9 protein-coding genes are annotated in these 12,052 nt (G+C 48.4%); 8 read left to right on the plus strand and 1 reads right to left on the minus strand.

Annotation, left to right across the window (positions count from 1 at the left end):
• Nucleotides 1-49 precede the first annotated feature (49 nt).
• From ACUN27_RS04070 to ACUN27_RS04105, 8 genes are all read left to right on the plus strand, one after another.
• The gene (locus ACUN27_RS04070; protein WP_445558415.1) at nt 50-1,147 is read left to right on the plus strand and encodes a GerAB/ArcD/ProY family transporter; all 1,098 of its coding nucleotides are present in this window, start codon (nt 50-52) and stop codon (nt 1,145-1,147) included.
• On the plus strand, nt 1,144-2,595 hold the full coding sequence (locus ACUN27_RS04075) for a spore germination protein (protein WP_315953077.1): 1,452 nt from the start codon (nt 1,144-1,146) through the stop codon (nt 2,593-2,595). The genes ACUN27_RS04070 and ACUN27_RS04075 overlap by 4 nt, the downstream gene beginning before the upstream one ends.
• Nucleotides 2,592-3,752, plus strand: a complete 1,161-nt coding sequence (locus ACUN27_RS04080) for a Ger(x)C family spore germination protein (protein WP_445558416.1) — start codon at nt 2,592-2,594, stop codon at nt 3,750-3,752. The genes ACUN27_RS04075 and ACUN27_RS04080 overlap by 4 nt, the downstream gene beginning before the upstream one ends.
• Before the next feature lie 443 nt (nt 3,753-4,195).
• Complete coding sequence (locus tag ACUN27_RS04085) at nt 4,196-5,116, plus strand: hypothetical protein (protein WP_315953079.1); 921 nt, start codon at nt 4,196-4,198, stop codon at nt 5,114-5,116.
• Nucleotides 5,117-5,179: 63 nt separating this feature from the next.
• The gene (locus tag ACUN27_RS04090) at nt 5,180-5,917 is read left to right on the plus strand and encodes an ABC transporter ATP-binding protein (RefSeq protein WP_315953080.1); all 738 of its coding nucleotides are present in this window, start codon (nt 5,180-5,182) and stop codon (nt 5,915-5,917) included.
• Entirely contained in the window at nt 5,910-6,659 is a 750-nt protein-coding gene (locus ACUN27_RS04095) for an ABC transporter permease (RefSeq protein ID WP_315953081.1), read from the plus strand. Before ACUN27_RS04090 ends, ACUN27_RS04095 begins: the two co-directional genes overlap by 8 nt.
• Before the next feature lie 5 nt (nt 6,660-6,664).
• Entirely contained in the window at nt 6,665-8,140 is a 1,476-nt protein-coding gene (locus tag ACUN27_RS04100) for a sensor histidine kinase (RefSeq protein WP_315953082.1), read from the plus strand.
• Complete coding sequence (locus ACUN27_RS04105) at nt 8,137-8,826, plus strand: response regulator transcription factor (RefSeq protein WP_315953083.1); 690 nt, start codon at nt 8,137-8,139, stop codon at nt 8,824-8,826. Before ACUN27_RS04100 ends, ACUN27_RS04105 begins: the two co-directional genes overlap by 4 nt.
• Before the next feature lie 70 nt (nt 8,827-8,896).
• Here ACUN27_RS04105 and ACUN27_RS04110 read toward each other — a convergent pair whose 3' ends face one another.
• The gene (locus ACUN27_RS04110; RefSeq protein ID WP_445558417.1) at nt 8,897-12,013 is read right to left on the minus strand and encodes an efflux RND transporter permease subunit; all 3,117 of its coding nucleotides are present in this window, start codon (nt 12,011-12,013) and stop codon (nt 8,897-8,899) included.
• Between the last annotated feature and the right edge of the window lie 39 nt (nt 12,014-12,052).

The following is a 12,052-nucleotide window of genomic DNA, read 5'->3' on the forward strand; positions in this document are numbered from 1 at the left end:
CTTAACAAATAAAAAGTTTCCACCTCATACCAAAGTGGGAGATTACCTCATGGCTGCACGTTATCGGAAAATTACCGCGCTTCAGTTGTACTACGTCATTATTATTTCAATTGCCATAACGAATCATGTGCTCTTAATCCCTGTACTGCTGCATTACGGCAAACGTGATTCCTGGGTGGGAGCGGGTTTATCCATTTTGCCTACATTAGTATGGGCATGTCTCGTGTACATCATCATCAAACGCTCTAAGCAGCAGAATCTACTGCTATGGGTCGGGCAGCGATATGGAAAGTTCGTTGTATTCTTTCTAAAAGTGATCGTCATTGGCATCGCCATGACGCATGCGACCATTACCATGGAGGATATGGTAACTTGGACGCACATCTCTTATTTGCCGAGGACCCCGCCGATCATGATCTCGCTAGCGTTTATGATTTTTTGCTTTTTTGCTGCTCGTGAAGGCATCCGCGCCATCGCGATAACCTCGGGCATTCTACTCCCCGTGGTTGTCTTGCTGGGCTATTTTGTGATGGGTGCCAATTTTCAATACAAAGACTATAGCTTACTTACGCCCCTGTTTACCCATGGGTATGGGCCTGCTCTGAAATCGATGTATTTAACCAGCGGTTCTTCGTTTGAGCTGTTAAGTATTGTTTTTCTCCAGCATCATGCCGATACCCGTATCCGACTGCCCGCCTTGCTTATCGTAGCGGTTTGCTTAGTGGGATTAACCGTAGGACCCTTAATCGGGGCCATTGCGATTTTTGGACCGTTTGAAGCAGATCAACTCAGGTATCCGGCTTTTGAACAATGGCGTATGGTGACGCTTGGGAAATATATTTCCCATTTGGATTTTTTATCGATTTTTCAGTGGATATCAGGCGCTTGTATCCGTATGTCCATGCTGATGTTTCTCACTATTGACGTGTTGATGATCCAAAAGAAACGTACCCGCACATGGCTGCTGATAGGGATAAGCTTTTTTTTCGTTACGATGTGTCTATTGCCGGTCACGGACAATCAAATGGTGAATTTTATTCAGGACTGGTATTACCCCATGATGTTTGTTACTGGCGCAGGATTAATCCTGGTGCTGTTTGTGCTGATCTTCCTGCCGATGAGGCGAAAGGAGAACGTGATGAAGTGAACGAGCGAGATTTGCGAGATTGGTTTGCCTCGTCGGCCGATGTCATCATTAAAGAGTACCTGTTCTCAGAAGGGGATGCCAGTAAAAAGATCCTGCTCATGTATTGCGACGGTATGATTAATAAGGATCATATTGAGCAGCGTGTACTTCCTAACCTTCAATATGTCATCTCGCATCACCGGGAAGGGGGCATGTCCAATTTCGCGCTCCCTACACTGCTTCAAATGCTGGAGATGACCGGACCTGATGTGATGGAAACGATGACAGTCAATCTATATTCAGGGTTTCTGATTATGTACTTTGAAGAGCAGCAGCGCCTTTTTGGGCTTGATTTGTCCAATCCGCCTAACCGATCGCCGGAAGAGTCTAATACGGAGACTTCAATTAAAGGACCAAGGGATGGGTTCACGGAGAGCATCGTTACCAACATCGCTCTGATTCGCAAAAGGCTGTTAACCCGCAGTCTTTGCTGCGAGAAAATGGAAATTGGCAAGCGCAGCCATACTTCCGTAGCTCTTATGTATATCGATGATGTCATCGATTCGGATGTGCTTCAGGATGCCAGGCGCCGATTGCAAGAAATTGATCTCGATGCCTTGATTTCCAGTTCGCAATTGGAAGAGCTGCTAACAGAGCAAAAGTACAATTTTTTCCCGTTGCTGGATTATGCGGGTAGACCTGACTTTGTAGCGGATAGCTTGCTGCGCGGACGATTCGTCATCATTGTTGACGGTTCGCCGATGGCCCTCATCGCTCCGGCAAATTTGATGTTTATTTTAAAATCGCCAGAAGATGTACACTCTCCTTTTTACTATGTGGCGTTCGAACGAGTACTGCGATTGGGGGGATTGATTGTAGCCACGTTTCTTCCTGGCTTCTGGATTTCGCTGTCTGCCTTTAATATCGATCAAATCCCTTTTTCTTTAGTCGCTACCATATCCTCTTCCAGACTGGGATTACCGCTATCGGGTCCTATGGATTTTATTATTATGCTGCTGCTGTTTGAATTGTTTCGAGAAGCTGGCGCAAGGCTTCCTAAAGTCGTTGGACAAACCGTTACCGTTGTTGGAGGGCTGATTGTTGGCGACGCAGCGATTCGTTCCGGTATCACTAGCCCGACGACCCTTGTTATCACCTCGATATCGACGATAGCCATGTATACCCTCGTGAACCAGACACTTGCTGGAATTGTGACGATCCTGCGGGTGATTATTTTATTGGAATCCACGATCTTTGGGATCTATGGGTTCATGGTGTCATTGATTGGGCTTGTTTTATACATGTCGACCTTGGAGTCATTTGGCGTTCCCTACTTGTCGCCACTATCACCGCCACGCTTTAAGGAAATGGTCACTGCGGTTTTCGCCAAGCCTTTCAGCGCAATGAAGAGCAGGCCTAAGATGCTAAGCCCTAAGGACGACACACGTCAGAGCGAGGATCCTCAATGATGATGAAGCGAGTAGGACGGATCATGATAGGCGTGTTGATTCTCACGAGCCTGACAGGCTGCTGGGATATGAAAACGATTCAAGACACGAACTACTTTACGGCGATAGGCTTCGATTTTCAAAAAGGGCGTTACATCGTCTATGCGCAGATGTTGGATTTCAGCTCCGTAGCGAAACAGGAGGGGGGCAAAGCTGGGCAGCCGCCTCAGATTTGGGTAGGTCGCGAAGAAGGAGCTACGGTGAATGAAGCCTTCAATCGATTGTACAAAACGACGCAACAGCGTGTTTTTTGGGGGCATGTCAGCGCCTATTTGTTCTCCAAAGAGGCTCTGAAGCAAGGGATTAGTAAATTTATGGATGGGTCCGTTCGATACAGTGAAACAAGATTTACCCAATGGATCTATAGTACAGATGAATCAATTGAGGCTATTTTCTCCGTTGTTCCTTTTTTCAATGTCTCTCCGATGGCTTCCATTTTGATGAATCCGATTGAAAATTATCGGCAACTTTCCTTTATACGTCCATACCGATTGTACAGGGCGGCCGCTTTGCTTCGCGAACCTGGCTATACATTAATGATACCGAATTTGAGCATTCGAGAGGATGCTTGGAAGAAAAATCAGAAGCCTGATCCTAAGCTGGAAGTTAGCGGTGTTTATGCGCTAGGAAAAAACAATGTAGTCGAATGGTTTACAGATAATCAGTTTAAAGGTGACCGCTGGATGGAGAAAAGCACCGCCCGTTCGCCATTAGTTGTCTACATCAAAGGAAAGCCCGTTCAGACCGTTTCCATTCATAAACCGAATCCGCGGATCACACTGCGCAAGGGAGATAACCTGATCTTTGATGTTCATATGAGATGCAAGTCGATCACGATTGAATCTCAGGTGACCGTTGATGATGAATCCGTACGCAAACAAATTGAAAAGCAGATCGCAGAAGAAATCGAGGAAACGTTCGAACATGGAAAAGACCGAGGCGTCGATATCTATCAGTTGGAGCACGTCTTATATAAGCAGAATTTCCAGTTATGGGCCAAGCTGACTTCCAACGGCGAGCAGCCACTTGAAGGGTACCAGTTAGGGGACGTTCGAGTGGACGTTCAACTCACGCATACAGGGATGTTGAGAGAGAGGGTGGAAGATCAGCAGTACTGATAGTAGTAAATAGTGCTTTGCACGCGGGAGTCGTAAGAGGTAAGCGTAGGCTTGCCTCTTTTTTATTTGTTCTTTAGCTGGAAAAACTACCGCTAATTTATTCATATCTCTGTTTTATAGCCAAATAACTGCAAAATCTCCCGCAGTTTCGCTCGATAATTGCCCCTCTATAAGAGTGAGGGTCTGATTTAACTGGAGTTTTTCCAGTTAGCAAACCTTCGCAGCCTGTAATCGCAGGAATTAACTGCATTATTTCCATTTAGTACTATTCTTACATACGTCGCAGCCCTACCCGATCAGTTTAGAAATATTTAAGAATTGTTTTAGGCGAGGTTAATAGGTCTTTTAGAAGCAATTAAGATCGAGGGGATAAGATGAATACATGGAAGCGAGGAACGCATCCAAATTAGATAAAGCGTTAGAAGACGCGGAGGCAGGTAGGTATGAATAAGAAATTAGCCATGATGGGATTAGGCGTGGCGGTAGGCAGCATGATGCTGGTGACGTCGGTTTACGCCGGTGTGGGCGATGCGCCCGGGTATGAGACGTTTAAATCAGCCGTGAAACAGACGGCAACCGTACACAATGTAACACGCCAAGTGAACGTGACGCTGCAGGATAACGGAGCTCCATTGCTTAACGTAAAATCCACGATTAAAAGCAGCGGTGCGAATCACGCAGGAAGCGCAGAAGTGACCGTGAATAACGGCACGAACGAACAAACCATACATTTCTACAACCAAGACGGCAAACAAATTATAAAAACAAATGATTCCGATGTGTACAAAGTGCTGGAAGGAGAGGGCATGGGCAAATTCAAAGATCATGAAGGCACAGAGCATACACCGGACCCTCAAGTCGTTAGCGAAGTGGAAAATGTGGTTGACGCCCTAGTCGGCAATCTCAAAAACTATGTCACGATGGATGAAGCGGCAGGCAACGTGAAGGAGATTCATTTCAAATTGTCAGGCAGTCAAATTTCTCCGGTTGTCAACACGATCGGCTCCCTGGCTATCAAGCATGCTACGATGGAAAATAGTCAACGTCCAATGCCATCCAAGGCTGATACCCTTGGTGTTGATGTGACGACACTCAAAAACAGCCTCCCTCAATTAACTTCCGACATCAAAATGGATGAAGTCGAAGTGAACGCCAGCGTGGACAGCGATAATCATATTACCAATCAAACCGCACAAATTCATATTTCCGGTAAAGATGCGCAAGGAACAGCGCACAACGTCGTATTGAGTGTGGATATGACACTATCCAGTCTGAACTCGACAACGCCGGACACGGTAGATTTGACAGGGAAGCAGTTGGAAACCGTCAAGATCGATCCTGAGAAGTCCCACCATAGAAACTAGGGAAAAAAGGAAGGAGGCAGGGGCAACTCCCACCTCCTTATTATCTTGAAAGGCGGCTAATGTATGAAGCCTGTCGTAGAAATCAATCGTCTCACGAAAATTTACAATAACTTGCGCGGCATCCACGAGGTGAATATGACCGTGCAGCAAGGTGACATTTACGGGTTCTTCGGGCCCAACGGCGCCGGGAAGACGACCGTCATGAAGATCATGACCGGACTCGCCAGAGCGCAGCAAGGAGAAGTGAAGCTCTTTGGTTATCCTGTATCGACGCACTATGAGCAGGCTATGGCCAAGGTAGGCGTCCTGATTGAAACCGCCGAAGCGTATTCCTATATGAGCGGCAGACGGAATTTGGAGCTGGCCGCAAGATTTTACCCGGGCATCAGTCAGCAGCGCATAGACGAAGTCTTGGAGATCGTCGGACTTACCCTTTTTCAGAAGGAAAAGGTAGCGGGTTACTCGCTAGGCATGAAGCAGCGGCTAGGGCTCGCGGCAGCGATGCTGTCGAAGCCGGAATTGCTCATACTCGATGAGCCGACGAACGGTCTGGATATCGAGGGGATGGTTCATATCCGCGAGATCATTATGCACCTGGCGCGAGAAGAGCGCATCACCTTCCTGATCTCCAGCCATCTCATTCATGAAATGGAGCTGATGTGCAACCGAATGGGCATCATTCATCAAGGACGGCTTGTCCGCGAAGGGCTCGTGTCGGAAATTGCTCAAGGAAGCGCGACGCTGGAAGAAGCGTATCTGCGCGAAATTAAAGAAGTAAGGAGGCTTGCTGCGCATGCATAGCCTAACCGCCAACGTGTGGAACGAAACGGTCAAAATGACGTCCAAGAAGAAAACCATCTTTTTCCTTGCGGTTACGCTGCTGCTTCCGCTCCTGGCAGGGCTGCTGCTGTCCAAGTTTCAAAACGGTATCGGAATCGGAGCGATTGCCTCGCAGGATTTTCCGATCATCATGCTGGGGCTGCTCACGAGTATTTTTCTGCCGTTATTCGTTTTCATGGGCGCTGCCGACGTATTCTCGGGTGAGATGGGCGACCGCACGATGAAGAACACATTAACGCGGCCCATTTCTCGGTTCAAGGTGTTTGCTTCCAAGCAGATTGCGCTTGGTGTTTTTATTGCGCTGTACTTAATTGCCGGATTGCTGGCATCCGTTATTTCAGCGCTATTTTTCCAGCACTTTGGCGGCTTTGGCGCGGTGATGAATTGGTTCCTCGCGTATGGCGCGGCCTTTGTGCCACTGCTTGTGCTCAGCATCGCCGCTGTGTTTCTGGCACAGTTTTTCTCCAACGCCTCTTCTGCATTGACGGTGAGCATCCTTCTTTATTTGGCTTTTAAAGTGGCCGCCTTTTTTATCCCGCAAATCGCCACGTATTCGCCTACGGCTTACACAGACTGGCATATGCTTTTGATCGGAAGCGGCATGGCGCTTGGCAAGGTGAGCAGCATCTTTATGTTTTTGATAGCGTGTAGTATATTGTTTTTTACAGCAGGTTTTTATTTGTTCGATAAAAAGGAGATCTGACCACGATGTCGATTCGCTTACGGCTGGTACTCTCATACATTGCCATGCTGCTTGTACCTCTCGTCCTGTCGGGGCTAGCCGTGATTCTAATCTCCATCGCAACGTTCGGCACACTGAAGTCCGGCTTTCAGGTCGATTTCTCCCAAGGCAACCCGATTAAACGCGTCGTTGAACAAGAGCTCGAGAATGTCGCTTACATGAAAGCGAAAACGGAAACCGAACCCGACGCGTTCCTCGATCCCGTGTTTATTCAGGATTTGGAGGACCGTTTTCATAAAATCAATATGGGCATTATCATCCGCAAAGATAAAGAAATCACGTATAGCTCTCCCTATTTGAAAGAGGGCGAAGCCCAGAACAGCTCCAAACTTCCCGCTTATGGTACCTCATCAGGCCAATTTCAGCGGAATCAGGGTTCTCTGTGGATAACTCGGCAGCAGGATTTTCTGTTTTCCGATCAAAGTAAAGGATCCGTTTTTGTATTTTTGGATGGAGGGCCTTTTCAGAAATATTTGCACCAGTTTTCCAAATCGGTTGTTTTGACGTTTATCCTTATCCTTGTGGGTACGAACGGTGTGCTGACCTATTTCGTTTCCCGCAGCATAATTAAACCTCTTAAGGCGCTCAAACGAGCGGCGGAGGAGATCAAGGAAGGCAATCTGGATTTTGAAGTGGTGCAGCAGTCCGATGATGAAATCGGGGAGCTCAGCAGAGCTTTTGAAGAAATGAGGCGCAAGCTCAAGAAATCCGTTGACCTTCAGCTGCAATATGAAGAAAATCGCAAAGAGCTAATTTCTAACATTTCGCATGATCTGAAGACGCCGGTTACAGCCATTAAAGGATATGCTCATGGTATTATGGATGGCGTCACGAACTCTCCGGATAAGCTGGAGAAGTATATTCGAACGATTTACACGAAAGCGGCCGATATGGATCGACTGATTGATGAGTTGTTTTTATTTTCCAAGCTGGATCTGGGGAAAGTCCCGTTTCAGTTCGAAACCGTGGATCTAGGCCAGTATGTGCAGGATTGCGCGCAAGAATTACAATTCGATATGGAGAAAAAAGGTGTACATTTCAAGCTGACGGAACTGCCAGATGAGCCTCTGCTTGTAACGGCAGACCGTGATAAGCTGCGGCGCGTGCTGCTGAACATCATCGAAAATGCAATCAAATACAGTGATGAAGGCAATTGCCGAATCACCTTAACCCTCAGAGAAATCGACGGCAACGCCGTCATTCAAATAAAAGATGCCGGTCAAGGCATATCCGAAGAGGCGCTGCCTCATATATTTGACCGGTTTTATCGGGCGGATCCTTCGCGCAACACCGCGACCGGGGGAAGCGGGTTGGGTCTTGCGATCGCCAAACAAATCATGGAAGAGCACGGCGGACGTATTGGCGCAACAAGCATGATCGGACAGGGAACAACCGTTTATATGGCATTACCGCTTAACAAGCAGGAGGAGAGTCAGGAATGAGCCGGATTTTAATCATAGAGGATGAACAAAGCATCGCCGAGCTGGAGCGGGATTACCTGGAGATTAGCGGCTACGAAGTCGACATCGAGAACAGTGGGGACAAAGGCCTGCATGTCGCGCTCTCGACGGAGTATGATCTCATTATTCTTGATTTAATGCTGCCGAAGATCGACGGTTTCGAAATATGCCGGCGCATTCGCAGCGAAAAGGACATTCCGATTTTGATGGTCTCCGCGAAAAAGGAAGACATCGACAAAATCCGCGGCTTGGGCCTTGGCGCGGACGATTATATGATCAAACCGTTTAGCCCCAGTGAATTGGTGGCAAGAGTCAAAGCGCATCTTGCCCGGTACGAAAGGTTGATGGGGCGGCGTGAAGCGAAGAACGATGAGGTCCGCATTCGCGGTTTGATGATTGATAAAACCGCACGCCGCGTATTTGTGAATGAGCGAGAGGTCGTGTTTACGACCAAAGAATTCGACCTTTTGACGCATTTGGCGATGAATCCCAATCGGGTGTACAGCAAAGAGCAGCTGTTCGATCTCCTCTGGGGGATGGATGCCATGGGCGAAATCGCGACTGTTACGGTGCATATCCGCAAGCTGCGTGAGAAGATTGAGCAGGATCCTTCGAATCCGCAGTATATTGAGACGATCTGGGGTGCGGGGTACCGGTTCCGGATTTAGCTTCATATAGAATAAAAAGACTGCCATTGCTCCCGGAATGTGGGGCATGTGCAGTCTTTTTATTTGGAATTTACAGAGAAGTTGTTCCGCCATGAGCCGGAAGGTTTGTCTCTGCCGACGCCTTTCGATTCAGCTTGCGTTTATCCCTCCACAGAGCTAGCCGTAGATAGAAGGAGGGGACGATAATGAGCGTAAGGATCGTGGAGACAATAAGCCCTGAGATAATGACGACGGCCATCGGTCGCCACAGGCTGCCTCCCATGATGGCCATGGGCAGGAGGCCGCTGATTGCAGTAGCGGATGTCATCAGGATGGGGCGAAGCCGCGCACGGCCTGATTCGGCAATGGCATCGTGCAAGGCCATCCCGTGATGTCTGGCGTCTTCAATAAACTCAACCAGCACGATGCCGTTGCGCACGACAATCCCGGCCAGACTGACGAAGCCCATGAGCGCCATGAATCCGATTGGAGCACCAGTTATGAATAAACCAATTAAAGCTCCCCCCATGGCCAAATAAACAGTCATCATGACCAGGAACGGTATGGACAATGAATAGAATTGAATCGCAATAATGATGAAGATAAGGCATACAACCACAATAGAAAGCTTACCGATGGAGGAGAAGGCGTCGTTCCGATCAGCGTTCTCGCCTGCAAATTCAATCGTGTAAGCGTTCGGTTTTTGCAGTTTGCTTACTTGTTGCTGCAGCTCGGCGACAATATCTGCCGGCAATCTTCCGTCCGTGTAAGCTCTCACCGTAATCGTTCGTACCAGATTGCGATGCTGCACGGAGGTGATCATGCGATCGTTTTGCACATTGATGAACTGCTTGATTGGGTACAGTTGCCCGGATTGCGAAGGAACGAGCAGTTCTCCAATCGTTTCGTCGGACGACGTCTGGTTGGCCTTGCTGAATAAAGTAACGGGAATATCCTCGTTGCCTAGTTGCAGTTTGGAAACCTCAATTCCGTCGGTTGCGAGTCGAGCGGTTCCCGACAAATCCTTTTCCGTGACGCCGTAATAACGCGCTTTCTCCTGATCAAGCTGCAGATCCATCGTATAGGTTTCATCACCGACGCTGTCAGAGACGTTAGTCGTGCCAGGGATGTTTTTCAGCATCGTTTGCAGCTGTTTGGAGAGCGATGTTAGTTCGCTTAAGTCCGGGCCACTGATTCGAACGGCAATCGGCGCTCCGACAGGAGGGCCTTGTTCCAGTTCTCTGGGCAACAACTCGATGTTCGGATATATACGCTTGAGTTGGTCTCGCCAATCGGATACAAGCTTGCCTGTTTGGGCTTGGGACTCGTCGACCTTGACGTATAATTGGCCTATTCTTGTTCCGACATTAGCGGTTTCTGCATAGTAAAACTTAGGTGTTGTCCTACCGGCATAGGTAGAAACAGACTGGACCCCATCCTGCTTAGCCGCCCAAACCGATAAACTTTTCATCATATCGGCGGTTTGCTTATAGTCGGCGCTCACGGGCATTTTCACATCAAGCAAAAATTCGCTTCGTTCCGCGCTCGGAAAGTACTGAACGCCAAGCAGGGGCAAAAGCCCATAGCTGGCCGTACCAATGACAAGACCTATCATTCCGGTTAAAAGCGGTTTTCGCAGCAGCCGACGGATGAGCTTTTCATAAAACTCGCTTAGGAGCCATATAGGTTTACCCAAAAGTCCAGGCAGCTTTTTCTGGGAGGAAACTCCTTTGCGGAGACTACGTTCGCTGCTCCATTTGCGGAAAATCGGAATGATCGTTAACGACATTGCCATCGACGCGGCTAAAGTCAAGCTAACAACGACGGGAATCGGCTTGATAAAGTCCCCGATGTTGCCTTTTAAGAAGAACAGCGGGAAAAAAGCGGCTGCTGTAGCAATCGTTGCCGTAAGAATCGAAATCGCAACTTCCTGGCTGCCTTTCAGCGAGGCGTCCAGAGGAGAATCGCCCAGAGACAATCTGCGTTCAATATTATCGTTAACGACAATGGCATCATCGACAAGAATGCCAAGTACAATGACCAGCGCGACAATGGATATCTGATTAAGATCGATGGACGTCATGCTGATCGGGAGGAAGCCGAGTGCGATGGATACGGGAATCGCGAGTGCGACGATAATGGACGTTCCGAAAGCGAGCCCCAGGATACAGACAACGAGTACCGCAGCCATCCCGATCAACATTTCCCGTGACAAATCGGCAAACAGATGATCGACGTTCTCCTTTTGCGTAAATAACGATACCATCGTCACATGCGGAGGGAGCTGAGCCTGCAATTCGGAAACCCTTGCGTCGATCCCATCTTGCAAAGTAGGAATATTTTGTCCTTTAGCCGGATAAATGACGACATCGACGGCGGGTTTGCCTTGATAGAAGACCTCCTCTTCCGTTTTCTTAGGGCCTATTTTAACTTCAGCGACATCTTTAATGCTCAGCGAATTGCCTTGCCCTGCAGGCCGGTAAACAACCGTATCGGCAATATCGTTGGCGGACTTCCATTCGCCGGTTAATTGAACATAAGTGTTGTTATTATTGGCAACCACATTCCCAATGGGTGTGCGGTCGTGCGAGGTGGTGAGCGCCTGCATAACCAGGGTCCAAGGAAGCTGCAGGCTTTCGAGCTTCTCCTTGTCCAGAATCACCTTCACTTCCTGATCGGGGAGCCCAACAATTTCAACGTCACTGACACCGGAAACTGTGCGCAAATGGTCCTTCCATGTTGTAGAAATGGACCGTAAGGACTCCAGCTCAGATGGGTTTTCCACAATTAAGTGAATGATTTGCGCAGAAGTCTTGGCTAGATCATCATCGATCTCTGGCTGTTCCGCCTCTACGGGCAGCTTGCCTTGCGCGGTCTGCACCTTTTGTCTGAGCGTATCCCATGCACGGCTGTTATCGACCCCGGGCTGCATCTCTACAGTAATGAAGGACACATTGGTAGAGGAAGTCGAATCGATCGACTTGATGGACTCCATCTTTCTAATTTCCTCTTCCAACGGCTTGGTGACAAGCTGCTCGACCTTTTCGGGCGATGCTCCGGGATAGATCGTTTTTACTGTAGCCATGGATACCGTGATTTCCGGATTCTCACGCTGGCTTAACGATAAAAAGCTGAAGGCGCCCAGCAGCACGAGCACGACAAAGAATAGCAGGGTAATCTTTTGGTATTTGATCAGTTTGGCAATCAAGCGGATTCACTCCTTCTGTCCGTCCAGCTGTTCCAGTTA

The organism is Paenibacillus sp. WC2504 (genome assembly GCF_052682475.1).

Bases quoted from the DNA above. Each gene is read 5' to 3' on its own strand.
- ACUN27_RS04070 (WP_445558415.1), top strand. From the start codon at position 50: ATGGCTGCACGTTATCGGAAAATTACCGCGCTTCAGTTGTACTACGTC.
- ACUN27_RS04080 (WP_445558416.1), top strand. From the start codon at position 2,592: ATGATGATGAAGCGAGTAGGACGGATCATGATAGGCGTGTTGATTCTC.
- ACUN27_RS04085 (WP_315953079.1), top strand. From the start codon at position 4,196: ATGAATAAGAAATTAGCCATGATGGGATTAGGCGTGGCGGTAGGCAGC.
- ACUN27_RS04090 (WP_315953080.1), top strand. From the start codon at position 5,180: ATGAAGCCTGTCGTAGAAATCAATCGTCTCACGAAAATTTACAATAAC.
- ACUN27_RS04095 (WP_315953081.1), top strand. From the start codon at position 5,910: ATGCATAGCCTAACCGCCAACGTGTGGAACGAAACGGTCAAAATGACG.
- ACUN27_RS04100 (WP_315953082.1), top strand. From the start codon at position 6,665: ATGTCGATTCGCTTACGGCTGGTACTCTCATACATTGCCATGCTGCTT.
- ACUN27_RS04105 (WP_315953083.1), top strand. From the start codon at position 8,137: ATGAGCCGGATTTTAATCATAGAGGATGAACAAAGCATCGCCGAGCTG.